The sequence below is a fragment of the Clostridium sp. DFI.5.61 genome (assembly GCF_024462915.1).
In the GTDB taxonomy this organism is placed as follows: Bacteria; Bacillota; Clostridia; order Oscillospirales; family Oscillospiraceae; genus Lawsonibacter; species Lawsonibacter asaccharolyticus.
This window is the reverse complement of the sequence record NZ_JANGBZ010000004.1, coordinates 48195-72519: the sequence shown is the minus strand read 5'-3', so window position 1 is coordinate 72519 and position 24325 is coordinate 48195. Positions and strand designations below refer to the sequence as shown.

Here is a 24325-nt window from a genome sequence, read left to right as displayed (position 1 = left end):
CGCGCTTTAGGCGGCCCCCGCTTTACTCTAAACTTTTGCGAGGTGATCCGAATGGACCCTATTCTGGAACGATATCAGGCGCTGGAAGACAAGGTGAGCGCCTATACCCCGGGACTGGACACCCAGCGCCTGTACCGGGCGTTTACCTATGCGGACGCGGAGCACAAGGGGCAGCTGCGCAAGGACGGCACCCCCTATATCACCCATCCCCTGGCGGTGGCGGAGATCGTGGCCGACCTGGGGCTGGACGCGGACTCGGTGATCGCGGCCCTGCTCCATGATACCATTGAGGACACCAACGCCACCCACGAAGAAGTGGCCAAGCAGTTCGGCGAGACGGTGGCCGCCCTGGTGGAAGGGGTGACCAAGCTGTCCCGGGTGCAGTACACCTCCAAGGAAGAGGAGCAGATGGAGAACCTGCGGAAGATGTTCATGGCCATGGCCCAGGACATCCGGGTGATCCTCATCAAGATCTGTGACCGGCTGCACAACATGCGCACCATGGAATACCAGTCCCCCGCCAAGCAGCGGGAGAAGTCTCTGGAGACCATGGAGATCTACGCGCCCATCGCCCACCGCCTGGGCATGCAGAAGCTGAAGTGGGAGCTGGAGGACCTGTCCCTGCGCTACCTGGACCCGGTAGGCTATAAGGAGATCGAGGACGAGCTGGCGGCCAGGTCCTCTGCCCATGAGGAGTTCCTGGCCGCCGTCCAGCAGCGCATCACCCAGCGGATGTGGGAAGAGGGCATCCGCTGCAAGGTCTACGGCCGGGTGAAGCACACCTATTCCATCTACCGCAAGATGTTCGCCCAGAACAAGACACTGGATGAGATTTTTGACCTGTATGCTTTCCGGGTCATCGTGGACGACATCCCGGAGTGCTACAATGTGCTGGGCTGCATCCACGACATGTTCAAGCCGGTGCTGGGCCGATTCAAGGACTATATCGGCACCCCCAAGCCCAACATGTACCAGTCCCTGCACACCACCGTCATTGGCCGGGAGGGGGTCCCCTTCGAGGTGCAGATCCGCACCTGGGCCATGCACCAGACGGCGGAATACGGCGTGGCCGCCCACTGGAAGTATAAGCAGGGGCTGGCCAACAAGCAGCTGGGCACGGAGCACGACTTCGAGTGGGTGCGCAAGCTGCTGGAGAGCCAGCAGGACACCGACCCGGACGAGTTCGTCCGCACCCTGAAGGTGGATATGTTTGCCGACGAGGTGTTCGTCTTCACTCCCAACGGGGACGTAAAGAGCCTGCCCGCCGGCGCCACCCCCATCGACTTCGCCTACTCGGTCCACTCCGCGGTGGGCAACCGGATGGTGGGGGCCAAGGTCAATGGCCGGATGGTCCCCTATGACCACCAGCTCTCCAACGGCGACATCGTGGAGGTGCTTACCTCCAAGACGGCCAAGGGGCCCAGCCGGGACTGGCTGAAGATCGCCAAGAGCAACGAGGCCCGCAACAAGATCCGTCAGTGGTTCAAAAAAGAGAAGCGGGAGGAGAACATCGCCACCGGCCGGGCAGCTTTTGAGTCGGAGCTGAAGCACGTGGGCCTGAAGCTGGAGGCTATCACCGCCCCGGAGGTGCTGCCCAGCATCCTGCGCAAGGTGCGCTTCGGCACCTTGGACGAGCTGTACGCCTCCATCGGTTACGGCGGCACCACCGCGGTGAAAGCGGTGGCCCGCATCCGGGACGAGATGCTGCGCCTGGGCCGCCTCCAGGCGGAGAAGGCGGCGGCCGCCTCCAAGACCACGGCGGAGAGCGTCATCGTCCCCGCCAGCAGCCAGGAGGTCCCGGTGCTGAAGGGGTCCAACAAGCACTCGGACTCTGGCATCATCGTGGAGGGGCTGGGCAACTGTCTGGTGAAGTTCGCTAAGTGCTGCACCCCCGTGCCCGGCGACCCGGTGGTGGGCTTCATCACCCGGGGCTACGGGGTGTCCGTCCACCGGCAGGACTGTCCCAACGCCGACCCCGGCAAGCGCAAGCCGGAGGAGGCCGCCCGCTGGGTCAAGGTCTCCTGGGTGGAGGGCAGCCTGCCCAGCTACCAGACCAGTTTGGAGCTGTCCGCCAAGGACCGGGACGGCCTGACCCTGGATGTGGCCATGGCCCTGTCCACCGCCAAGGTGAAGGTGTCCGCCCTGTCCGCCCGCTCTATGCCCGACGGCTACGCCAGCGTCAGTGTGGTGCTGGAGGTCAAGGACCGGGAGGAGCTCTCTTCCGTCATCAACAAGCTGAATAACATCCAGGGTGTCTACCAGGTGGTCCGGGCCAGCGGAAAATAATATAGATGGACAAAGGGGGCAGGATGTCATGGTATGGGAGATCTTAGGGATACTGTTCGCTTGGACCTGGCCGATCTGGGCCTTTGTATTCGTGTTCTGCTTGGCGGCCGCCATCTCCAGGGCCGTTCAGGAGGTGGGAGACGGGAAGAGACGGGGGAGCGGCTGGTATGCTTTTGGAGCGGCGCTGGCCCTGGCGGTCATCCTGGGCGGGCTGGTCTCCCTGATCGTCATGGCAGTGTGACGATCATCAAAAAACGATCGAGGTGAAATGCGATGAGAGCAGTGGTGACCCGGGTCTCCTCCGCCTCCGTCTCCATCGGCGGGACGGTGGAGGGAGCCATTGAGCAGGGCTTTCTGGTCCTGCTGGGGGTGGGCCCTGGAGATACGGAGGCCGTGTGTGACAAGCTGGCGGAGAAGATCTGCAACCTGCGGGTCTTTGAGGATGAGAACGGCAGGATGAACCTGAGCCTGGAGCAGGTGGGAGGTGCCCTGCTGGTGGTGTCCCAGTTCACCCTGTATGCCGATACCTCCAGCCGAAGACCTGGATTCACCGGGGCGGCCAGACCCGACCTGGCGGTCCCCCTGTACGAGCGATTCATGGAGCAATGCCGCCGGCGGGGCTTCCAGGTGGAGCACGGGACCTTCGGCGCGGACATGCAGGTGGCGTCGGTGAACGACGGACCAGTGACCATTCTGTTTGATACGGACAAAAACGGAGCGGGAAGGGCGTAAAGCGCGGCGCGGTCCGCGCTTTGGCTGTCCCCGCCGGACTTTGACCCAAAAGAGGTGTTCTAACGATGAAAGTAAAGCTGCTGCGGGTGGGGCCCATCGGCACCAACTGCTATATTCTGGAGGACGACCAGACGAACCTGGCCGCCGTCATCGATCCCGGCGACGAGCCGGAGCTGATCCAGGAGGCGCTGGAGAAGGAGGGGGTGGAGGTCCGGTATCTCCTCCTTACCCACGGCCACTATGACCACACCACGGCGGTGCCAGCCCTCCACCGGGTGTATCCCCAGGCGGATATCTATATCCACCAGGCTGACGCCAACGGGGCGGGCAGTACCTTGTTCCCCCTGGCCGGCGAGGTGGACGATCTGAAGCTCTACGACGAGGGGGATGTGATCCGCCTGGGGGACCACGAGATCCAGGTGCTCCACACCCCCGGCCATTCCCCCGGCTCCGTCACCCTGAAGGTGGAGGACGTGCTTTTCACCGGGGACACCCTGTTCGCCGGCTCCTGCGGCCGCACCGACCTGCGGGGGGGCAGCTATGAGCAGATCATGCAGTCCCTGAAGCGGCTGGGGGAGCTGAAGGGGGACTTCCACGTCTGTCCCGGCCACGAGGCCACCTCCACCCTGGAGCGGGAGCGGAGGAGCAACCCCTTCCTGATGGAGGCCATGCGGAGCTGAGGGGGCGCCTGCCCGAAGATTTTTCCCGTGAGGAAGGTGGACTATGAAGCTGTATCTGGATTTGGACAACTATGACTACCAGCCGGAGCGCTATAAATACGCGGTGGAGCAGATGATGCTCACCCTCTTCCCGGAGGAGCGGCCGGAATATCCCCCCCGGGAGGGCCGTACACTGAAGGGGGAGACCAACGCCGCCCGCTTCACCCTGCGCCGCAGCCCCGTGTGGACCACCGTCCGCGCCCAGGTGTACCGGCCCCAGGGGATGGGGCAGGCTGCGGTCCGTGTGGGGAGCGGGGAGCTGGACCGTCCGCCGGAGCAGGTGTACCACACCCTCCAGCACGCCCTGAAGATGGCATTTTACCAGGCGGGCACCGCCCTGCTGGGGGGCGAGCCACCCTGGGGCGCCCTCACCGGCGTCAGGCCGGTGAAGCTGCCCACCCGGGCCATGCTGGCGGGGGCCACGGAGGCCCAGGCCTGCCGGGAGCTGGAGCGGGAGTACCACGTCTCCCCCCGCCGGGCCCGGCTGGCGGTGGAGTGCGCCCGGGCCAGTCTGGCGGAGGACCGGAAGCTGGAAGAGGGACAGGTGTCCCTGTATATCGGCATCCCCTTCTGTCCCACCCGGTGCGCCTACTGCTCCTTTGTCTCCGCCGACGTGGGTCGGGCCCTGAAGCTGGTGGACCCCTACGTGGAGGCGCTGCTGGAGGAGGTCCGCCGCACGGGACAGGTGCTGGAACAGGCCGGGCTGCGGGTCCGCACCCTGTATGTGGGGGGCGGGACTCCCACCACCCTCTCCGCATCCCAGCTGGACCGCCTGCTGGCGGCGGCGGAGGCCCATCTTCCCCTGGCGGGCTGCCGGGAGATGACGGTGGAGGCGGGGCGGCCGGACACCATTACCCGGGAAAAGCTGGAGGTGCTGCGGGAACACGGGATTGAGCGCATCTCCATCAATCCCCAGACCATGTCGGACCAGGTGCTCCAGGCCATCGGCCGCCGCCACACCGCCCGGGACATCCGGGAGGCGTTCTGCACCGCCCGGGAGGTGGACTTCGCCTGCATCAACATGGACTTGATCGCCGGCCTGCCCCAGGACAGCGTGGAGGGCTTCCGGGACTCTCTGGAGGAGGTGCTGGCCCTGAGGCCTGAAAACATCACCGTCCACACCCTGGCCATGAAAAAGGGGTCCAGGCTGATGGAGGAGGGGGGCGCGCTTCCTTCCGGTGAGGAGACGGCCCGAATGGTGGACCTCAGCCTGGAGGCCCTGGAGGGGGCAGGCTACCGGCCCTATTACCTCTACCGGCAGAAGTACATGTCAGGCGGGCTGGAAAATGTGAGCTGGTGTTTACCGGGAACGGAAAACCACTATAATATCATCATGATGGAGGAACTGCAGAGCGTCCTGTCCCTAGGGGCTGGCGGGGTCACCAAGCTGGTGGACCGGAGTTCGGGGCGGATCGTCCGCCTCACCAACCCCAAGTATCCCCATGACTATTTGGCGATGTCCGCCAAAGTTCTGGAGCAGAAGGACGAGATCCTGCGCTTCTACCGGGAGGTTTGAACCAATGGCCTATCAACTTCAGGAGATCAACCGAAGGATCAAGACCGATGTCACCGAGTTTCTGGAGGAGTGCGACCAGGCGTATGCCCAGCGGGTGTCCCTGGCCGCAGACCGCATCCTGAGCAATCTGGACAAGAGCCCCGTGGTGCTGCTCTCCGGGCCCTCGGGCTCGGGCAAGACCACCACCGCCATGAAGATCGCGGAGGAGCTCCAGCGCCGGGGCGTCAATACCCACGCGGTGGCTATGGACAACTACTTCAAGAGCCTGAACCGCAAGACCGCGCCCCGCACCCCCGAGGGAGACATCGACTACGAATCTCCCCAGTGCCTGGATATGGAGCTGCTGGACCAGCACTTCGCCGCCCTGAGCCGGGGGGAGGAGATCATCATCCCCAAATTTGAGTTTGCCCGCCAGATGCGCAACGACGCCCGGGGCACCCCACTGAAGCTGGGGAAGAATGAGATCGCCATCTTTGAGGGCATCCATGCCCTGAACGACGACATCGCAGGTCCTCACCCGGAGGCCGCCAAGCTGTATATCTCCGCCCGTTCCAATGTGAACGACGGGGCGGCCCTCCGATTCAAGGGGACCTGGATGCGGCTGACCCGGCGGGCGGTGCGGGATTACAGCTTCCGCGGCACAGGTGTGGCTGACACACTGGAGATGTGGGCCAACGTGCGCCGGGGGGAGAAGCTGTATATCTCCCCCTATAAAAACCGGGCGGACATCATCTTCGACTCCTCCCTGCCCTATGAGGTGTCGGTGATGAAGAATTTTGCCCTGCCTCTGCTCCAGGCGGTGCCGGAGGAGAACGCACGGCGTGGCGAGCTGCTGGAGCTGATCGAGGCGTTCCAGTGGTTCGAGCCCATCGACCCGGAGCTGGTGCCGGTGGACTCTCTGCTGAGGGAGTTTATCGGCGGCGGCAGCTATAAGTACCATTGAACGAAGAAGAGAGAGCTGGGGCGGCAGCCCGCGGGCTGTGTGGCCCGGGGCACGCCGTGCCAGAAAAATGTGGAGTGATGTTTGATGTCTGATCCTCTTGTCTATGACTCAAGGAGCGTGCGGTTCAAATCCCCCTATGGAGCGGTCCCTTCCGGGACCCAGGTGACGTTCACCCTCCGCCCCCTGCGGTCGGAGGGCTACTCCCGGGGGAAGCTCACCGCCCGGCTGGAGCAGCGGGACAATCAGATCATCACGGTGGAGCTGCCCTGGACAGACACCGATCTGGGGCGGGATGCCTTCTCCGGCGTCCTGGACACTGGGGACTATGTGGGACTGGTGTGGTACACCTTTCAGCTGGAGACCATCACCGGTCGGCGCTGGAACATAAAGGAGGAGTACCAGCTTACCGTCTACGACGGGAGCGAGATCGTGCCCCGCTGGTTCGGGGAGGGGGTGAGCTACCAGATCTTCCCCGACCGCTTCCGCCGCACCCGGGTGCCTGACCCCGCGGGGCTGGTAGGGGGGCGCACTGTCCACCAGAGCTGGCAGGAGGAGCCGGAGTACCGACCCGACGCCAACGGGGAGATCCGCAACCGGGACTTCTTCGGGGGCGACCTGAGGGGCGTGATAGAGGAGCTGGACTACCTCCAGTCCCTGGGGGTAGAGACGCTGTACTTCAACCCCATCTTCGAAGCGGCGGAGAACCACCGCTACGGCACCGCTGATTACAGCCGGGTGGACCCAATGCTGGGGACCAACGAGGACTTCTCCGAGCTGTGCCGGCAGGCCCACCGCCGGGGGATGCGGGTGATGCTGGACGGGGTGTTCAACCACACCGGCTTTGTCAGCCGCTACTTTAACGGGGACGGCTATTACCCGGAGCCAGGGGCGGTGCAGAGCGAGAGCTCCCCCTACCGGCCCTGGTTCCAGTTCCGGCACTGGCCTGACCAGTACGAGAGCTGGTGGGGGATCTATACCCTGCCTGCCGTGGAGGAGAGCTGCCCCGGCTACCGGGAGTTCATTTTTGGGGATGAGAACTCGGTGGTCCGCCGCTGGCTGCGGGCGGGGGCGGACGGCTGGCGCCTGGATGTGGCTGATGAGCTGCCCGATGACTTTGTGGCCGGGATCCACACCGCCGCCCGGGCGGAGAAGCCCGGGACCCTGCTCATCGGCGAGGTGTGGGAGGACGGTACCACCAAGATTGCCTATGGGGTCCGGAGAAAGCACATCCTGGGCCGCCACTGCGACGGGCTGATGAACTACCCCTTCCGAAATGCCGCCCTCAACTTTCTGCGGGGCGGGGACGGGGCCAAGTTCGTTTCCGCCATGGAGGCCCTGCGGGAGAACTACCCCTCTTTTGCCTTTTACTCTGCCATGAACTCTCTGGGCACCCACGACACCCCCCGCATCATCACTCTGCTTGGGGTGGGCAGCGAGTGCAGGGACCAGAGCAAGGACTGGCGGGCCTGCTTCCGTATGAGTATGGAGCAGTACCAGCGGGGAAAGGAGCTGCTGAAAGTGGGGGCGGTACTCCTTTACGCCTTTCCCGGTTCCCCCACAGTCTATTACGGCGATGAGGCGGGACTGGAGGGCTTTGAGGACCCCTTCAATCGGAGACCCTACCCCTGGGGCCGGGAGGATCGGGAGCTGGTGGACTGGTTCGCCGCCCTGGGCAAGCTGCGGAGGGAATGCCCCGCCCTGCGGCGGGGGGATATCCGGTATCTGGCCGGGACGGGCCATCTGCTGGCTTTCCTCCGGAGCACGGAGGGGGAGCGCCTGCTCACCGCGCTGAACGCCGGGGACGAGCCGGCGGCCCTGGCTCTGCCCTGGACGGAGGAGCCGGAGCGCCTGCTGGGCGCTGGGGAGTGGGCCTTGACCGGGGAGGGCCCGGTGCTGATGCTGCCCCCCCGCAGCGGCGGGATCTGGCGCGTGGGGGAGGCGGAGCCGGCCCAGATGTAGAAGTGCCGCCAGTGGGACGAAAAAGTTCAAACGCCCCCTTGCATTTCCCTGAAAAACATGCTATACTTTTCTCTACGTCCGGGCATAGACCCGCTGAACAAACGATTTGCCCGCTCTGGGCTTTGAAAGGAACGAGAAATGCCATGAAAACTGCTGTTACCGTGATCCAGGTGCTGTGCGGACTGTTTCTGATCGCCGTGGTCCTGCTGCAGTCCGGCAAGAGCGCGGGCCTGTCCGGTGCCATCGCCGGCGGCGCGGATACCTTCCTGTCCAAGAACAAGGCCAAGACTGTGGACGCCAAGCTGGCCAAGTGGACCAAGTGGGTGGCCATCGCCTTTATGCTGCTCACCCTGTCCCTGAGCCTGATCCCCTGACTGTAAAAAGCCCCGCCTGTTTTGAAAACAAAACAGGCGGGGCTTTTTTATAAGATAGACTGGTCGGATCTATGAGCCGGTGCTGTGATGCCGTGCCCGGCGTACTTCCAACACCCGGCTGAGCAGGGCGCCCAGCAGGAGCACGTTGCCGCAGAAGTAGAGCCACACCAGAAGGATGATGAGGGAGGCCAGAGAGCCGTACAGCATGGAGTAGCGGGAGGACAGGCCAATGAACCAAGAGAACAGAAGAGAGCCTGCCACCAGTGAGACGGCGGTGAAGAGGGAACTGAGCAGCAGCTTCCGGCTGCTGCGGAAGCGCCGAGGAGTGCCCAGGCGGTAGATGGCCAGCACCAGCAGCAGGACGAAGCAGAACAGCAGCAGATAGCGGATCCAGAGCCAGAGACTGGACAGGGCGGAGAGGGGGATCAGGCGCAGCAGGGGATGGGGCAGATGGGTCTCCAGCAGATGGAAGAACCAGTCACCGGTGAAGATGACCACCACAGACAGGTAAATGGTGAGCAGGAACAGCAGGGAGAGGATCACGCTGAGGGCGATCCGGCGCAGCCCGCCGGGGTGTTCCAGGCCATACAGCTTATCCATGGCCAGCAGCAGGGCGCGGAGCCCTGCGGAGGCGGACAGGGCGATGGCCACCAGGGCGGCGGCCACGATGGCGGGGGACTGGTTCAGGGAGGCATAGGCCAGATAGTCCTGCATGACAGCCAGGGCCTGGTCGGGCAGGACCTGGTCCAGTCCCGACAGGAGCTGCTCCAGACTCAGGTGGAACAGCCCGATGAAGTAGTTCACGCACATAAGCAGGGGGAACAGGGTCAGGATCAGAAAATAGGACAGGGCGGCGGCCGCCTGCGCCACGCCGCAGCGGCCGTAGGTGCTGAACGCCTCCAGTGTGAAGGAGATAGGCGGAAAGGACAGCAGACGCTTCAAGAGGCACCTCCTCTCGTGTCCAACGGTGTCGAATAAGGGAAAATTGAGAAAAGCCGCCTGCAAAGCAGACGGCTTTTATGGTGCAAACACAGGACAGGACTCAGGCCAGCTTGTTCAGCTTCAGAGTCAGGCTGCTCTTCTTGTTCGCGGCATTGTTCTTGTGCAGCAGACCCTTGGCAGCAGCCTTGTCGACCGCCTTGACAGCCACCTTGTAAGCGACATCGGCCTCGCTGCGGTTGCCTTCCGCCACCGCGGCTTCAAACTTCTTGATGTCGGTCTTCAGCGCGGACTTAGCGGCCTTGTTCTGCATGGCCTTGGCCTGATTGACCAGAACACGCTTTTTGGCAGACTTAATATTCGGCAAACCAAACACCTCCTCCGATCGAATCGTAAAATGGTGCACAGAAACTCTGTGCAGATATGTATTGTACCATTGGATCTTCAAAAAATCAACTGTTTTTTTAAATTTTTCCCGCTTTTTTGGATAGAATCCCTGGCGCCGCAAAAAATAGGGCAGAAGCGGCAGCTATTCCACTATATCTTGCGGAGGGAGGAGCGGGACATGCGGAACAGAAGGACGGACCTGGCTCTGGAGGCCAGGGAGCTGTGGCAGGAGTCGGCGGAGGAGCGTACCCAGCTGGAGGGGGTGGAGGCCCGGGAGGAGATGAGGGAGGGCATCCCCGTGACCCGGGTCAGCATCCTGGACAGGCGGGGGGAGGAGGCCCTGGGGAAGCCTGTGGGGACTTATGTGACCCTGACCCTGGACGGGCTGGCCAGACGGGAAGAGGATGCTTTCGGCCGGGCGGCCCGGGCGGTAGCGGCAGAGCTGGGGGAGCTGCTGGGCTTCCTTCATCCAGAGGCCCCAGTGCTGGTGGTGGGGCTGGGCAACCGAGCCATCACCCCGGACGCTGTGGGCCCCAAGGTCCACGAGTACACCCTGGTGACCCGGCACCTGGTACGGCAGGTGCCGGAGCACTTCGGGGACCTGAGACCAGTGGCATCCCTGTCTGCCGGCGTGCTGGGGACCACCGGTATGGAGAGCGGGGAACTGGTCCGGGCGGTGTCGGAGCGGCTGCGGCCCGCCTGCGTGATCGCGGTGGACGCGCTGGCCTCCCGGTCCCTAAAACGGGTGTGCCGCACGGTGCAGCTGGCGGATACCGGCATCGCCCCGGGCTCTGGGGTGGGCAACCACCGGGCGGCGCTGGACCGGGCTTCCCTGGGGGTGCCGGTGATTGCGGTGGGGGTGCCCACCGTGGTGGACGGGGCCACCCTGGCCGCCGATCTGCTGGGTACGGAGGAGCTGCCTCCCCTGGGGGAGGGGAGGGACTTGATGGTCACGCCCAAGGATATCGACAGCCAGGTGGCAGACCTGTCCAAGGTGATCGGGTACGGCATTGACCTGGCTTTACAGCCGAGCCTCACCCTGGAAGACCTGGATCTGCTGTTGAGCTGAGGGGAGAGCCGTTGCCAAATGGGAAGAAAGGGAGGTCCCGACAGAGGGGCGGCTCCCAGAGCCGCCCTTCAGGCCTTCCCCCCACCGGGGGGAAGGTGGCGCGGCGTATGCCGCGACGGATGAGGGGTCTTTCTTTTCCCGTCTCAGTCATGATTTGTCAGAGGGATTCCACCCTGCGGGGCGGAATCCCTCTTGTGGCATCCTGAGACGGAGGCGGGCCTGTACTCCTTATTTCTAATGGTTTCTTCCCGAAACGCCCCTGCCGTGGACCTTCCCCACATAGGACCAAAACACCCCCAGCCAGGACCGGAACAGAGCCGGTCCTGGCTGGGGGCTTTTTAAGAAGAAATTTCCCCGGGGATGACCACAGTCTCCCGGTAGTACTGGGCCTGGAGGAACTGCTGGTAGAATCGGGCCTCCTCCGGGACGAGAGCATCTGTGAGGATGCCGCCGCTCAGGAAGAGCCCCCGAGTATGGATCAAGGGGGAGATGGCCTCCAGCTGGCGGGACAGCTCCATGAAGCCGGGGCCCTCCCAGCCGCACAGCTCAAATACCTTGTTCATCAGAAAGCAGGGAGAGAAGTCGCCGCCCTCCCCGGTGAAGCTGTTGCCCAGCGCCTCACGGGCGGCGGAGTTGGCCCAGATAAGGTAGGGGGTGGAGTAGTACTCCCGGAAGCCGGAGAGCTGAGACAGGTCGAAGCCGGCCCCAATCTCGGTGTACCCCGTATTGCCGTTGCCCATCCAGGGCTTGTGGTCCCCAAAAAGGACCAGCACAAAGGGCTCGGGCCGGGCGTTCAGCTCCCGGGTCAGCCGCTCCATGGCGGCCAGGGTGCTGGAGACATTGGACATATAGTTGTTGAGCATGTTGCAGGTCTCCGCCGACCAGCCGGTGTCGCCAGGGGACAGGAAGACCTCCTGGGCGGAGGCGGTCTCATAGGGACCGTGGTTCTGATAGCTGACGGAGAAGGAGAACCAGGGGCCCGGTTCCCGCAGTCCGTCCAGAATACCGTCCACCAGCGTCTCGTCGGAGCGCATCACGGCATCCACCGGGTCCACCAGCGCCCCGTAGTAGTTCTCGGTGAACCAGCTCTCCTCAAAGCCCAGGTACTCGTTGACATTCTGGCGGTTGTAGAACCAGCTGTAGCCGGGGTGGTGAAAAAGGGTGTGATAGCCCTGCTCCCGGAAATACCAGACATAGGAGTCAGTGGGCTTGCGGAAGTCCTCGTGCTGAGTGTAGCCGGTGAGAAAGCCCCACTCGCTGTCCACCGTGCCGCCCGCGAAGATATTGGTCAGCAGGTCGCCGGAGACGGACTGCTCCTCCAGGTCGTGGAGCGGGGCATAGACCGCCTGGACGGCGGGCTGCTCCGCCAGGGCGGGGAAGTCGGTCAGGTCACAGAAGGCCTCCAGCATCACCCCGACCACGTTGACCCGGCGGTCCGCCGGGATGTCGTGGTCTGGATACCGGGCGAGCAGGGAGGCGGCCTCCTCCGGGTCGTAGTCCTCCGGCGGGGTGGGGAACATGTCCTGCACGCTGTACAGAAAGGGGTAGAGGCAGCCCCGGGAGACAAAGACCTCCACATCCGACCAGGGGGTGATATGGGTGTCGTTGGCGGTGCGGTCATACAGGCTCTGGTCGCAGTAGAGGGCCGCATAGGACACCGCCAGCAGGGCGGCGGAGGAGCACAGGCAGAACCAGCGAAGGGGGCCCCGGCCTATCCCGCGGGGCAGAAGGAAAACGGAGAACAGGAGACCCAGGATCAGGCAGGCCGCACACAGCCACACCAGCCAGGTCAGGTCCAACTGATAGTGTCCCACGATCCCCCCCGCCTCAGTGACCAGGCGCAGGTCGGCGGCCAGCAGAGGGTCCCCTCGCAGGCGGATCTTGAAGTAATTCACCAGGGCCAGTCCCACACAGGGGAGGAAGCTGCCCAGAAAAGCTGCCCAGGCCCGGCGGGTAAGAAAATAGAAGAACCAGATGAGCAGGATGGGCGGCAGGACATTGAGGAGCAGGAGCATGGGCTCCAACAGGAAATAGGACAGGAACAGGTCCGTGCTGTCCAGTTTGAGATAGGCGGTGGCGGCGAGCATCAGCGTCAGGACGCCGACACAGAAGCCCAGCCCTGTCAGGGCAAATGCCAGCCAGACGTGGTGCCAGCGGAGCAGTTTGGGCTGGGTCCCTGGGGGAGCCAGCAGAACAGCGCGCAGCTGAGTCATTCAGATCACCTCATGCGGGATGGGGGACGCGGCCCCATAATGGAGCAGTATATCACAGCGGACCGGAAAAAGAAACAGCGGATTTCCCAGGCGATCCAGCCCGATGCCCGGGCAGCCGCCCCCTGCGTGGAATGCGGGGCCCAAGAGACGGGAAGGGGCGGCGGCTCCAAGCATCCCGTGGGGGGCCCAGACCCGCCCCGCAAACTCCCGTCTTGCCTCTGCTGCCGTTCCAGTGGTATAATGTTTCCCAACCTATCACAGATACGGGACTATGTCCCGGGGAAAGGGTGTCGCTTATGGGGCTCAGAGGTATTTTTGATCCGGAAAACGGCTTTTTCCGCACACTCTCCCGCATGGTGGACGTGGTGGGGCTCAGCCTTTTATGGGTGGTGCTCTCCCTCCCTCTGGTCACCTTCGGCCCGGCTTGTGCCGCCCTGTACCACACGGTGACCCACTGTGTGGTCCGCCAGGGGGACAGCACCTACCTCACCTTCTTCCGCTCCTTCCGGGCCAATCTCCGGGTGGGCATCCCCGCCGGCCTGCTGGTCCTGGCCGCGGGCGCCCTGCTCCTCCAGGGGTACCAGATCATGGTCCTGGCGGCCAATTTCGTGGGCGGCGGCGCCCTGGCCATGTACGGCTGCTACTGCGCGGCCCTCATCGTCCCCGCCGGCGTGTCCTGCTGGGCCTTCCCTCTGCTGTCCCGCTTCCAGATGGGGCTGGGACACCTGCTGGTCACTTCCTTTCAGGTGACCCTGCGCCACCTGCCCCAGACCCTGCTCCTGATCCTGCTCCTGTTCGTCACGGTGTGGACCACGGCCGGCTTCTTCCCGCTGGCCGTCTTCACCCCCGCTCTCAACGCACTGCTCGCCTCCATGCCCGCGGAGCGCGTTATCCGCCGGTATCTCCCAGAGAAGGAGCCTGAAGGGGAGGAGCTGTGACCCTCTCCGCACCTCTCATTCGACGGCAAACGGGCGGGGACACCATTCCCGGTGTCCCCGCCCGCTTTTTTCACTGCCCGAGCGCCCCCGTGGCCGGATCGGAGAGGACCGCTCCCACCCTGGCCGCCAGCTGGGCATGGCCCGCCTGGGTCAGGTGCATGTGGTCCACTCGATTCAGCTCACAGCCCTCCCCGTCCAGGAAACGCGCGCCCAGCCTGGCTGCCAGCCGGCGGTAGTGCTCCGCCAGCTGACGGGACTTCTCCGCGCATCCCCGGCCCATGGCAGCGGCCACGGGGGAGTGCTCCACCTCCGGACGAATGGCGGGAGGCGCCACGACCAGCAGGTCGGGTCCCCCGGGTCCCCAGCAGTCCTCTGACATGGCCTGCCGGGCCAGCCGCTCCATCCCACGGGCGATCTCCTCCGCCGAGAGGCCGAAGCGCTCCTTGGTGTCGTTGGTACCCAGCATCAGGATCAGCAGGGAGACCGGGGCATGGCTCAGCAGGCAGGGACGCAGATAGGAAATGGCGTCCAGCCCCGGCTCCAGAGGATCGGGGAATACCGTGGTCCGCCCGCACAGTCCCTCCTCGATCACCAGATATTCCTCTCCCAGGGCGCGCTGGAGCAGACAGGGCCAGCGTTCCGCCTCGCTGAACCGGCCTCCGCAGAGGGTTTCCCCCTCCTGAGCTCCACAGTAGCCGTGAGTATTGGAGTCGCCCAGACAGATAACATGGCGCTTCATGATATTTCAGTCCCCCGTTTTGTTTATTTTTTTGTACCTATAACCTATCAGTTTTCCTGAAATTGTCAAGGTTTTGTTTCGATTTGGGTCTAACTCCACGTTAAAAATTTTCTTTTTTTGCAATTTGTGAAAATTTTTTCATTCCGTCTTGACAAGCTCAGTGATTTCCTATAAAATTTTCTTAACCCAATCGGCAATTATTTGTGAAAAATGATTCACAAGGAGGACAATGAAATGAAATTTAAAAAAGTAGCAGCTCTTGTCTTGGCTTCCGCCATGACGCTGGGCCTGGCTGCCTGCGGCAACGGCAACAGCTCCACCCCCAGTCAGTCCAGCGGCGGTGCCTCTTCGTCGGGCACCACCTCCAGCAGCGCCACTGAGATCAGCCTGTGGTCCTTCAACATCGGCGGCTTCACCGAGGCCTCCAACTGGGATTCCCTGATCGCCGCCTTCAACGAGGCCAACCCCGACATCAAGGTCACCGTCACCCCCATCAACTATCAGGACGGCGACCAGAAGCTCACCTCCGCCATCACCTCCGGCAGCGGCCCCGACATCATCTTTGAGGGCCCCGAGCGCATCGTGGGCAACTACGCCCGTGAGGGCCTGATGGTGGACCTGGGCGACGTGTGGGGCGATGCCTCCGCGGATATTGGCGAGAATATTTCCAGTGTCTGCCAGCTGGACGGGACCTACTACATGTACCCCCTGAGCGCGGCCGCCCACTGCATGGCCATCAACTACGAGGTCTTTGAGGCCGCCGGCGCCCTGCAGTACATTGACGAGGAGACCCGCACCTGGACCACCGAGGGCTTCGAGGCCGCCATGGCTGCCATCAAGACTGCCATCGACAACGGCACCGTCACCGTGGCCACCCCCGGTATCGTCTACTGCGGCGCCCAGGGCGGTGACCAGGGTACCCGCGCCCTGGTGAACAACCTGTACTCCGACTACTATGTCACCGAGGACGGCACCTCCTACAATGCCAACAGCGCCAACAATGTGAAGGCTCTGACCCTGCTGCAGAACATGGTGAACGCCGGCTCTCTGTCCGCCAACGCCAGCTACGCCGCTGCCGATGAGCTTCAGGCTTTCGCCAACCAGACCTGTGCGGTCAGCTTCTGCTGGAACTTCTCCAACTACAGCCAGTACGCGGACCAGACCCAGTTCACCCCCTTCGCCATGGCGTTCCCCTCTGACGATGGCACCCCCGAGCTGGAGATGGCCGGCCCCTACGGCTTCGGTATCTTCGACAACAAGGACCAGGCTAAGATCGACGCCGCCAAGAAGTTCATCGACTTTGTCTGCAACGATGCCACCGCCGGTGTGGAGGCTGTGAAGACCTCCAGCTTCTTCCCCGTGCACTCCGACTGGGGCGATGTCTACGCCGACGCTGAGGATGCCGACCTGCGCGCTCCCTTCGCCCTGATGAGCAACTATCTGGGCCGCTACTACAACCTGACCGGCGGCTGGACCGAGCAGCGCGCCCTGTGGTGGCCCATGCTCGCTGAGATCCTGACCACCGGCGCTGACGTTCAGACCGCTGCCGACAACTTCGTGTCTCAGGCGAACGCCAACATCGGCTGACCTCCTGCGGAAGCACGTATCCTGTTCCATGCGATCCTGTGCCCGCTCCCTGAATGAGAGGGGGCGGGCACTGTGTATCTTCCGTCCTCCCCGGGGGAGGGCAGGCAAATTCTTGTCAAAGAGGGGGAAATCTTATGGCTCAGAACACTCCTGCTCCGGCTGCCGGACAGAAGCCTAAAAAAGTCAAGAAAAGCGCTACCTCCGGTATGAGCCGCGCGCTGGTGCGGCGGGAGACCACCTCGGCCTACCTGTTCCTGCTGCCCAGCCTGATCTTCTTTGTGACCTTCGTGGTCGTCCCCATGTTCATCTGTGTGTATTACAGCTTTACCGACTACGGACTGGGCGGCGTCAAGGGCTTCGCCGGCCTGTCCAACTACATCAAGCTGTTCCAGGACCCCATCTTCCACCGCGGCTTTCTGAACACGGTGCTCATGGTGGTGGTGGCGGTGCCCAGCGTCACTGCATTCTCCCTGTGGGTGAGCTCCGCCATCTACAAGATGCATTCCATTCCCCGCTCCTTCTTCCGATGTGTGTTCTACCTGCCGGTAGTCACCGGCTCGGTGGCCATCACCGTGGTGTGGAAGTGGATCCTGGACCCCTACAACGGCATCCTCAATCAGGTGGCCGGCACCTCCAGCTTTGACTGGCTGGGCAATCCAAAAACCGCCATCTGGTTTATCATCCTGATCCTGTTCACCACCTCCATCGGTCAGCCCATCGTGCTGTATGTGGCGGCTCTGGGCAATGTGGACAACTCCATTATCGAGGCAGCCGAGGTGGACGGCGCCACCAAGTTTCAGGTGTTCTGGAAGATCAAATGGCCCTCCATCATGCCCACTACCCTGTATGTGCTGGTCATCACCACCATCAACACCTTCCAGTGCTTCGCGCTGATCCAGCTGCTGACCAAGGGCGGCCCGCTGAACTCCACCATGACCATCATGTACCAGGTCTACGACACCGCGTACCGGCTCAACGACCTGGGCTATGCCTGTGCCATCGGCGTGGTTCTGGCCCTCATCATCGCCATTTTCTCCGCCATCCAGTTCAAAGTGGCGAAGACTGACAATTAAGGAGGGGCGAGAACATGAAAAAAACCACTGATCTGAGCGGCACCTCCAAGGGGTATAAGGTTTTCTCCGTGGCCATCCTGGTGGTCATGGTGATCTTCTTCCTGTTCCCTCTGTACTGGATCGTCACCGGCTCCTTCAAGAACAAGCTGGAGATCACGGCCCGGACGCCCATCTGGTTCCCCATCGAACCCACGGTGGAAAACTACGCCCGGCTGTTTGACAACCCCGCCTTCCTGTGGCTGTTCAACATCATCTTCATTTCGGCGGCGGCTATGATCCTGACCTGTCTCACCGCCTCCCTGGCGGGCTACGCCCTGGGCAAGAAGCGCTTCATCGGCCGGGGCGTCCTGTTCACCATCATCATCTGCGCCATGGCCCTGCCCAAGCAGGTCATCGTCATCCCTCTGGCCCAGGAGATGACCAACTTCTTCCATCTGAACGATACCCTTTGGGCCGTCATCCTGCCCACGGTGGGCTGGCCCTTCGGCGTATTCCTGATGAAGCAGTTCTCCGAGACCATCCCGACAGAGATCCTGGAGGCGGCCCGGGTGGACGGCGCGGGTGAGCTGCGCACCTTCATTACCGTGGTCTTCCCTATGATCAAGCCCGGTATCGGCGCGCTGGCAATCTTCACCTTCGTCAACACCTGGAACGACTACTTCCTCCAGCTGGTCATGCTCACCAGCAGGGAGAGCTGGACCCTGCCGCTGGCCATCGCCAACCTTCAGGGCGAGATGTCCACTGACTTCGGCCTGATCATGGCGGGCGCGGCGCTGGCCTCCATCCCCATCATCATCGTATTCGTGGCCTTCCAGAAGTACTTCACCCAGGGTATCGCCATGGGTGCGGTCAAGGGCTGATCCTAAAAAACTTTAAATCTTTGCAAATTATATTGGAGTGATCGATTTATGCGCGATTTCAGCAAATATCAGGGCGTCATCCCGGCATTCTACGCATGCTATGACGATTTGGGCGCCGTCAGCGCCACCAAGGTGCGGGAGCTCACCCGCTATCTGATCGGCAAGGGCGTGAAGGGCCTGTATGTGGGCGGCTCCTCCGGCGAGTGCATCTACCAGAGCGTGGAGGAGCGCAAGCTGGTCCTGGAGAATGTGATGGCCGAGGCCAGAGGCAAGGTCACCATCATCGCCCACGTGGCCTGCAACAACACCTCTGACAGCCAGGCCCTGGCCGCCCACGCGGAGAGCCTGGGAGTGGACGCCATCGCCGCCATCCCCCCCATTTACTTCCACCTGCCTGACTACGCCATCGCCAAGTACTGGAACGACATCTCCGCCGCCGCCCCCAACACGGATTTCGTCATCTACAACATCCCCCAGCTGGCCGGTGTGGCCCTGAACGGCTCCCTGCTCAAGGAGATGCTGAAGAATCCCCGGGTCATCGGCGTGAAGAACTCCTCTATGCCCGTCCAGGACATTCAGATGTGGAAGGATGAGGGCTGCATCGTATTCAACGGCCCCGATGAGCAGTTCCTGTCCGGCCTGGCGGCGGGCGCCATCGGCGGCATCGGCGGCACCTATGCCGTCATGCCCGAGCTGTATCTGAAGATCTATGAGCTGTACGGCAAGGGTGAGATGGAGACCGCCCGCCAGATCCAGAACGAGGCCTGCCGCATCATTTACAAGATGTGTACCGCCAAGGGCAACCTGTACGCGGTCCAGAAGGCCATCATCCGTCTCCAGGGCGGCCCCGACGCAGGCAGCGTCCGCCTGCCCATGCCCCCTCTGGCCGACGGAGACGCATCCATCGTGCGGGAAGCGGCAGGGATGATCTCGGCTGCCATCGGGAAGTACTGCTGATCTAACGAGACCAGGGCCGTGGAACTACTCCATTCTTCATAGTCCTCGGACCCATAAAAAAGGAGGAAGAAAAGACCGCCGGCCGGCGGTGCGGCAGTGTGGAGACCTGTCGTAAGCCCCGGGAGGGACAGTCCGTCCGGGGGAGGGGCCTGCTGCGGAGGCAGAGGTCTCACGGCCAGAAGCCATGTCAACTGTCAGTCTGAAGAACATCTACAAGATCTATGACAACTCGGTCACCGCGGTGAGCGACTTCAACCTGGAGATCGCGGACAAGGAGTTCATCGTGCTGGTGGGCCCCTCCGGCTGCGGCAAGTCCACCACCCTGCGGATGGTGGCGGGCCTGGAGGAGATCAGCAAGGGAGAGCTGTACATCGACGGCAAGCTGGTCAACGACGTGGAGCCCAAAGACCGGGACATCGCGATGGTGTTCCAGAGCTACGCACTGTATCCCCACATGACGGTGCGGGAGAACATGGAATTCCCCCTGAAGCTGAAGAAAGTGCCCAAGGAGGAGATCCAGCAGCGGGTGGACCAGGCGGCGGAGATCCTGGGCATCACCCAGTATCTGGACCGGAAGCCCAAGGCGCTGTCCGGCGGCCAGCGGCAGCGTGTGGCCATCGGGCGAGCCATTGTCCGGGAGCCCAAGGTGCTGCTGATGGATGAGCCCCTGTCCAACCTGGACGCCAAGCTGCGCAACCAGATGCGTGCGGAGATCATCAAGCTGCGGCAGCGGATCAACACCACCTTCGTGTACGTGACCCACGACCAGACAGAGGCCATGACCCTGGGCGACCGGATCGTGATCATGAAGGACGGCTTTGTGCAGCAGATCGGCACCCCCCAGGAGGTCTTTGAGAAGCCCATCAACATCTTCGTGGCCGGCTTCATCGGTACGCCCCAGATGAACTTCTTCAACGCCCGCCTGGAGAAGAAGGGCGGCGACTACTCGGTGGAGTATGCCGGGGCCAGCTTCCCGCTGGACGGGGAGATGAGCGCCAAGCTGGCCGGGAAGGGACAGCAGAGCGCCGACGTGATCCTGGGTGTGCGTCCGGAGCACATCGCGGTGCAGAAGGACCCCTCCGCCTCCGCCATCGAGGCATCCATCGAGGTGTCCGAGCTGATGGGCAGCGAGCTGTACCTCCACGCCACCGTGGAGGGCGGCCAGGAGGTGGTCATCCGCACCCCCACCGTAGAACTGCCGGCGGAGTACCGGGGCGGCGTGCCCTATGGCACCAAGCTCCGCTTCACCTTCTCCCCCAGCCTCATCCATCTCTTCGACCCCGAATCTGAGAAGAGCCTGCTCGTCTGAATCGAGGAACAGAAGTAGGAAGACACGGATAAGCACCCGGCGCGGTCCCCGTCCGATCATGCGGACGGGGACCGCGCCTTTTTGCAGAGGGCCCCAGCACCCGCCCACCTCCGGACGGGACCGTGCCCGTTCCAGCCTCCCTGTTCCGGCGCTGACGAGCCGGAGCAGGGAGGCTTTGCGCCCGGGCGGACATGTTTGGCTGGCCTTTGTCCGAATATACCATATTTTCCCATAGTTTTCGGTATTTTTAACAAAGTCATAGGGCGGCCTGCGTGCTCTCCCCGGCAGCCCCGGCGGCCAGTCTGGATTTTGATGCAGCTTATCCGTCTTTTTTGCATTATAATTTTTGCGATCCTTTGTTTTTAATGGATTTGGCGGTAAAAATCCGTCATTTTCGTTAAAATATGAATTATTTATTTTCCCATCTTGCGTATCAATTTTTAAAGGACTATAATAGCATCACTTCGCTAACTCAATAAAGTACCTGGTGCCAGAGAAAACAAATTTCTAGGAGTGGTCAACAATGTCCTTTCAGAACGCTTACCTTAATTCCGTGATGGATGATCTGCGGGCCCGCTACGCCCACGAGCCCGAGTACCTCCAGGCTGTGGAGGAATTTCTGGAGCCCCTTTCCCCTGTGATCGATTCCGACCCCCGCTATGAGCAGCAGAACATCGTGGGCCGCATGGCCGAGCCGGAGCGCCTGATCTGCTTCCCGGTGTCCTGGGTGGACGATCAGGGCAAGACCCGCCTGAATCACGGTTTCCGGGTGCAGCACAGCTCCGCCCTGGGCCCCTATAAGGGGGGGCTGCGATTCCATCCCTCTGTCAACCAGTCTGTCATGAAATTCCTGGCCTTTGAGCAGACTTTTAAGGACTGTCTGACCACCCTCCCCATGGGCGGCGGCAAGGGCGGGTCCGACTTCGACCCAAAGGGTAAGTCCGACGGCGAGGTCATGCGGTTCTGCCAGGCCTTTATGAATGAGCTCTACCGCCACATCGGTGAGAACACCGACGTCCCTGCGGGTGACATCGGTGTGGGCTGCCGGGAGATCGGCTACCTCTTCGGACAGTACAAGAAGCTGAAGAACCAGTGGACCGGCGCCATCACCGGAAAGAGTCTGGCCTCCGGCGGCTCCCTCACCCGCACCGAGGCCACCGGCTTCGGCCTGTGCTACTTCGGCGCCGCCTATCTGGCCGACCACGGCCAGTCCTTCCAGGGGAAGAAGGTCATCATCTCCGGCTCGGGCAATGTGGCCACCTACGCCAATCAGAAGTGCACCGAGATGGGAGCCACCGTGGTGGCCATGAGCGACTCCAACGGCTATGTGGTGGACGAGAACGGCATCGACTTCCGCATCATCCAGCAGATCAAGGAGCAGAAGCGGGAGCGCATCAGCACCTATCCCAACTATGTCCCCACTGCCAAATACGTGGAGGGCTGTGCCGGCATCTGGTCCGTCCCCTGCGACATCGCCATGCCCTGCGCCACCCAGAACGAGATCGACACCGACTCCGCCAAACTGCTGGTGTCCAACGGCTGTAAGGCCGTCTTTGAGGGCTCCAACATGCCCTGTACTCCCGAGGCCATCCAGGCCATCAAAGCCTCCGGCCTCCTCTACTCCCCCTCCAAGGCTTCCAACGCCGGCGGCGTGGCTGTCTCCGGCCTGGAGATGAGCCAGAACAGCGAGCGCCTGTACTGGACCTTTGAGGCGGTGGACGCCAAGCTGAAGGAGATCATGGAGAACATCTACCGCCAGTGCGCCGACACCGCAGCTAAGTACGGCCAGGAGGGCGACATCCAGGCCGGCGCCAATATCGTCAGCTTCCTGAAGGTGGCCGACGCCATGCTGTGGCAGGGCGTGTATTGACCGCTTCGTCTGAGCTCCTATCAGAAGCGTCCCCGGGACAGAAACTGTCCCGGGGACGCATCAGCTTGTGGAAAAAGCCTGGCAGAGTTCGCGCCCGCAGACGCAAACCAACTCAGGCTGCAGGTGCAGGCAGACTGTCGAAAAAACGGCCAGCCAAAGGACTCGGGGGGAAAGATACTGTGAAAGAAAACCCTCAGGGTTGTCTTTCACATGCAATCAAACCACTTTTCAGAACGTTAAAACGTTCTGAAAAGTGCTCTCAGCTCGTCGAAAATGCTTTGTCGACAAGCTGAGGGTTTGCCCGCCTGCGGCGGACAGACCCTGCGCGCAGCACTGCTGCTTTCTCGAAAAAGTGACTTTTCCACTTTTCGACAGTTTCACGCGCCCCCGGGACAGTTTCTGTCCCGGGGGCGCGTTGATATGCCGGGGTGTGGGCCCGATGCCAGTCCCCCTTTATTTCAGACCAGGCGGCATGATCCGCAGGGCGTAGGTCATGCTCTGGCAGGGGATCTCCAGGTAGTCGCAGACCTTCCAGTTGAGGTACACCTGGCCGTCCCGCTCCACAGTGGGGCCGAAGGTCATCTCCTCTGCTCCATCCACCACCAGCTCCTCAGTCCCTACGGTGAGCACCGCGGTGTGGCCCCGGTAGGTGATGGTCACCGTCCCGGCCTCACGGTCCCAATGACAGCCGGCTCCCAGCCGGCTGCATAGCTCCGCCGCCGGCACCTGGTCGTCAGCGCTCCAGCCGGGGTAGTAGAGGACGAAGGGCCGCAGGCTCTCGTCCAGCTCCGCCGGGACGGGCCCGCTGCTGTCCACCGGGTACTCCAGGTCCCCCAGGATCACCGACTCCACCTGGTCCAGATCCACCACCCGGTCAAAGAAGCCGATGGTGGTCTCGGTGATGGTGCGCTGGCCCTCCGGGGCATCGTCATACTCCGGACGGGTACCCCACCCGGCCTTCAGGTCGCCGGGGGTGTAAATGGTGCCGTCCTTCAGCTTCAGGAAGAACTCCCCCTGGAGGAAGGTGTCCCAGGACTCCTCCCACTCCCCATAAGAGTAGACCAGCTTGTAGCTCAGGGGGCCGAACTCCAGCAGGTGGACGGTGGCGCTCCGGTCCCACTCCGGGTTGAGGAGGATCTTGCGCTCCGGCTCCACCGTCACGGCGCCCATGGAGCCCACCTCCGGCAGACGGATGGCATACTTCGGTCCCATGCAGTCCACCCCGATCCACAGGGTGTCCAGTCCCTCCTCCATCTCGTTGGGGTCGAATTCCACCCGGAGCTGGGTGGTCACGCTCCGGTCGGTGCGCAGGCTGATGTCTTCCCAATAGCTGTAGCTGTGCGCACCCTCCAGTTTGGGGGAGGCGTTGCAGTACCGCCAGGACAGCTGTTCCCCCGCGTAGTCGGCGCTGGCCAGCCATACGTCTCCGGGATCAAAGGTGGACTCAGGGGCATCATAGCGCTCCCATGGGCTCATCTGGGCCCCCTCCATCAGCCAGGCCGCCCCCTCGTCGGTGAGGGCCTCCAGGGTCACCTGGGCTACCAGGCCGTACTGGTCCACCACGGCGCTGTCCAGGGTCAGGCGGAATTTCCCGTCCGACACGCTCTCGCCCCCCTGGATATAGGGCTCCACCACGCTCAGGTCGCCCTTGAAATACCGCTCCAAAAATCCGCTGTTCACTGCCAGGGCGGTGCCCATCAGCAGTGCTGCCGCCAGGGCCGCTACCCCCGCAGCACGTATCCTGTGCTTCATCGGTCTGCTCCTTTCCGTCTGCCCCTCCGCCAGCACCCGCTCCATCAGCTCGGGCGCAGGACGGATCTGCTCCATCATCTGCTTGTATTCTCTTCGATCCATG

The 24325-nt window shown here is 62.7% G+C and carries 21 protein-coding genes; 16 read left to right on the top strand and 5 right to left on the bottom strand.

From position 1 onward, the window contains the following. Positions 1 to 51: 51 nt before the first annotated feature. The 8 genes from NE584_RS03615 to secG all read left to right on the top strand — a co-directional run bounded on the left by NE584_RS03615 (position 52) and on the right by secG (position 8529). Positions 52 to 2286, top strand: a complete 2235-nt coding sequence (locus tag NE584_RS03615; protein ID WP_050622567.1) for a bifunctional (p)ppGpp synthetase/guanosine-3',5'-bis(diphosphate) 3'-pyrophosphohydrolase — start codon at positions 52 to 54, stop codon at positions 2284 to 2286. A 28-nt stretch (positions 2287 to 2314) separates the two neighbouring features. Next, positions 2315 to 2527: a hypothetical protein gene (locus NE584_RS03610; protein WP_256181811.1), complete on the top strand. Its 213-nt coding sequence runs from the start codon at positions 2315 to 2317 to the stop codon at positions 2525 to 2527. Between the two features lie 32 nt (positions 2528 to 2559). After that, positions 2560 to 3018, top strand: a complete 459-nt coding sequence (gene dtd / locus NE584_RS03605; RefSeq protein ID WP_050622509.1) for a D-aminoacyl-tRNA deacylase — start codon at positions 2560 to 2562, stop codon at positions 3016 to 3018. A gap of 65 nt (positions 3019 to 3083) precedes the next feature. Beyond that, positions 3084 to 3698 carry an MBL fold metallo-hydrolase gene (locus tag NE584_RS03600; protein WP_050622508.1) on the top strand — a complete coding sequence of 205 codons (615 nt, stop codon included), beginning with the start codon at positions 3084 to 3086 and terminating at the stop codon, positions 3696 to 3698. Positions 3699 to 3741: 43 nt separating this feature from the next. Next, positions 3742 to 5253, top strand: coding sequence for a coproporphyrinogen dehydrogenase HemZ (hemZ, locus tag NE584_RS03595; protein WP_256181810.1), 1512 nt, complete (start codon positions 3742 to 3744; stop codon positions 5251 to 5253). A 4-nt stretch (positions 5254 to 5257) separates the two neighbouring features. Beyond that, the gene (locus NE584_RS03590) at positions 5258 to 6196 is read left to right on the top strand and encodes a uridine kinase (protein WP_050622506.1); all 939 of its coding nucleotides are present in this window, start codon (positions 5258 to 5260) and stop codon (positions 6194 to 6196) included. Positions 6197 to 6280: 84 nt separating this feature from the next. Then, positions 6281 to 8155 (top strand): glycoside hydrolase family 13 protein, encoded by a 1875-nt coding sequence (locus NE584_RS03585; RefSeq protein WP_256181809.1) that lies wholly within the window; start codon positions 6281 to 6283, stop codon positions 8153 to 8155. 143 nt (positions 8156 to 8298) lie between these two features. Beyond that, entirely contained in the window at positions 8299 to 8529 is a 231-nt protein-coding gene (gene secG, locus NE584_RS03580; RefSeq protein WP_050622504.1) for a preprotein translocase subunit SecG, read from the top strand. Positions 8530 to 8598: 69 nt separating this feature from the next. Here secG and NE584_RS03575 read toward each other — a convergent pair whose 3' ends face one another. Next, positions 8599 to 9471 carry a YihY/virulence factor BrkB family protein gene (locus tag NE584_RS03575; protein WP_050622503.1) on the bottom strand — a complete coding sequence of 291 codons (873 nt, stop codon included), beginning with the start codon at positions 9469 to 9471 and terminating at the stop codon, positions 8599 to 8601. Between the two features lie 100 nt (positions 9472 to 9571). Beyond that, the gene (gene rpsT, locus NE584_RS03570) at positions 9572 to 9835 is read right to left on the bottom strand and encodes a 30S ribosomal protein S20 (RefSeq protein ID WP_050622502.1); all 264 of its coding nucleotides are present in this window, start codon (positions 9833 to 9835) and stop codon (positions 9572 to 9574) included. A gap of 198 nt (positions 9836 to 10033) precedes the next feature. Between rpsT and gpr the strand changes: the two genes are divergently transcribed. Next, positions 10034 to 10924, top strand: coding sequence for a GPR endopeptidase (gene gpr, locus NE584_RS03565; protein WP_050622501.1), 891 nt, complete (start codon positions 10034 to 10036; stop codon positions 10922 to 10924). A 338-nt stretch (positions 10925 to 11262) separates the two neighbouring features. Here the strand turns inward: gpr and NE584_RS03560 are convergent, their stop codons facing one another. Beyond that, the gene (locus NE584_RS03560; protein ID WP_256181808.1) at positions 11263 to 13137 is read right to left on the bottom strand and encodes an LTA synthase family protein; all 1875 of its coding nucleotides are present in this window, start codon (positions 13135 to 13137) and stop codon (positions 11263 to 11265) included. Positions 13138 to 13433: 296 nt separating this feature from the next. Between NE584_RS03560 and NE584_RS03555 the strand changes: the two genes are divergently transcribed. After that, entirely contained in the window at positions 13434 to 14075 is a 642-nt protein-coding gene (locus tag NE584_RS03555; protein WP_256181807.1) for a DUF624 domain-containing protein, read from the top strand. Between the two features lie 70 nt (positions 14076 to 14145). Here NE584_RS03555 and NE584_RS03550 read toward each other — a convergent pair whose 3' ends face one another. Then, a complete protein-coding gene (locus NE584_RS03550; RefSeq protein WP_256181806.1) occupies positions 14146 to 14814 on the bottom strand; it encodes a GDSL-type esterase/lipase family protein in 669 nt (222 codons plus the stop codon). A 234-nt stretch (positions 14815 to 15048) separates the two neighbouring features. On the opposite strand from NE584_RS03550, the gene NE584_RS03545 reads away from it, so the two are divergent. The 6 genes from NE584_RS03545 (at position 15049) to gdhA (ending at position 22470) form a co-directional block, all read left to right on the top strand. Beyond that, positions 15049 to 16401, top strand: a complete 1353-nt coding sequence (locus NE584_RS03545; protein ID WP_050622497.1) for an extracellular solute-binding protein — start codon at positions 15049 to 15051, stop codon at positions 16399 to 16401. Positions 16402 to 16535: 134 nt separating this feature from the next. Beyond that, the gene (locus tag NE584_RS03540; RefSeq protein ID WP_050622496.1) at positions 16536 to 17474 is read left to right on the top strand and encodes a carbohydrate ABC transporter permease; all 939 of its coding nucleotides are present in this window, start codon (positions 16536 to 16538) and stop codon (positions 17472 to 17474) included. 14 nt (positions 17475 to 17488) lie between these two features. Next, positions 17489 to 18334 carry a carbohydrate ABC transporter permease gene (locus NE584_RS03535; protein WP_256181804.1) on the top strand — a complete coding sequence of 282 codons (846 nt, stop codon included), beginning with the start codon at positions 17489 to 17491 and terminating at the stop codon, positions 18332 to 18334. 48 nt (positions 18335 to 18382) lie between these two features. Next, positions 18383 to 19291 (top strand): dihydrodipicolinate synthase family protein, encoded by a 909-nt coding sequence (locus NE584_RS03530; protein ID WP_108980084.1) that lies wholly within the window; start codon positions 18383 to 18385, stop codon positions 19289 to 19291. A gap of 184 nt (positions 19292 to 19475) precedes the next feature. Continuing rightward, positions 19476 to 20600, top strand: a complete 1125-nt coding sequence (locus tag NE584_RS03525) for an ABC transporter ATP-binding protein (RefSeq protein WP_050622493.1) — start codon at positions 19476 to 19478, stop codon at positions 20598 to 20600. A gap of 523 nt (positions 20601 to 21123) precedes the next feature. Then, a complete protein-coding gene (gene gdhA, locus NE584_RS03520) occupies positions 21124 to 22470 on the top strand; it encodes an NADP-specific glutamate dehydrogenase (RefSeq protein ID WP_050622492.1) in 1347 nt (448 codons plus the stop codon). A gap of 453 nt (positions 22471 to 22923) precedes the next feature. Here gdhA and NE584_RS03515 read toward each other — a convergent pair whose 3' ends face one another. Continuing rightward, complete coding sequence (locus NE584_RS03515; RefSeq protein WP_256181801.1) at positions 22924 to 24324, bottom strand: stalk domain-containing protein; 1401 nt, start codon at positions 24322 to 24324, stop codon at positions 22924 to 22926. Position 24325 lies beyond the last annotated feature (1 nt).

Coding starts and splice junctions, on each gene's coding strand:
- NE584_RS03600 (WP_050622508.1), top strand. CDS start 3,084: ATGAAAGTAAAGCTGCTGCGGGTGGGGCCCATCGGCACCAACTGCTAT.
- NE584_RS03610 (WP_256181811.1), top strand. CDS start 2,315: ATGGTATGGGAGATCTTAGGGATACTGTTCGCTTGGACCTGGCCGATC.
- hemZ (WP_256181810.1), top strand. CDS start 3,742: ATGAAGCTGTATCTGGATTTGGACAACTATGACTACCAGCCGGAGCGC.
- NE584_RS03545 (WP_050622497.1), top strand. CDS start 15,049: ATGAAATTTAAAAAAGTAGCAGCTCTTGTCTTGGCTTCCGCCATGACG.
- NE584_RS03590 (WP_050622506.1), top strand. CDS start 5,258: ATGGCCTATCAACTTCAGGAGATCAACCGAAGGATCAAGACCGATGTC.
- NE584_RS03540 (WP_050622496.1), top strand. CDS start 16,536: ATGGCTCAGAACACTCCTGCTCCGGCTGCCGGACAGAAGCCTAAAAAA.
- NE584_RS03525 (WP_050622493.1), top strand. CDS start 19,476: ATGTCAACTGTCAGTCTGAAGAACATCTACAAGATCTATGACAACTCG.
- secG (WP_050622504.1), top strand. CDS start 8,299: ATGAAAACTGCTGTTACCGTGATCCAGGTGCTGTGCGGACTGTTTCTG.
- gdhA (WP_050622492.1), top strand. CDS start 21,124: ATGTCCTTTCAGAACGCTTACCTTAATTCCGTGATGGATGATCTGCGG.
- NE584_RS03530 (WP_108980084.1), top strand. CDS start 18,383: ATGCGCGATTTCAGCAAATATCAGGGCGTCATCCCGGCATTCTACGCA.
- gpr (WP_050622501.1), top strand. CDS start 10,034: ATGCGGAACAGAAGGACGGACCTGGCTCTGGAGGCCAGGGAGCTGTGG.
- NE584_RS03535 (WP_256181804.1), top strand. CDS start 17,489: ATGAAAAAAACCACTGATCTGAGCGGCACCTCCAAGGGGTATAAGGTT.
- NE584_RS03555 (WP_256181807.1), top strand. CDS start 13,434: ATGGGGCTCAGAGGTATTTTTGATCCGGAAAACGGCTTTTTCCGCACA.
- NE584_RS03615 (WP_050622567.1), top strand. CDS start 52: ATGGACCCTATTCTGGAACGATATCAGGCGCTGGAAGACAAGGTGAGC.
- NE584_RS03550 (WP_256181806.1), bottom strand. CDS start 14,814: ATGAAGCGCCATGTTATCTGTCTGGGCGACTCCAATACTCACGGCTAC.
- NE584_RS03585 (WP_256181809.1), top strand. CDS start 6,281: ATGTCTGATCCTCTTGTCTATGACTCAAGGAGCGTGCGGTTCAAATCC.
- NE584_RS03515 (WP_256181801.1), bottom strand. CDS start 24,324: ATGGATCGAAGAGAATACAAGCAGATGATGGAGCAGATCCGTCCTGCG.
- NE584_RS03560 (WP_256181808.1), bottom strand. CDS start 13,137: ATGACTCAGCTGCGCGCTGTTCTGCTGGCTCCCCCAGGGACCCAGCCC.
- dtd (WP_050622509.1), top strand. CDS start 2,560: ATGAGAGCAGTGGTGACCCGGGTCTCCTCCGCCTCCGTCTCCATCGGC.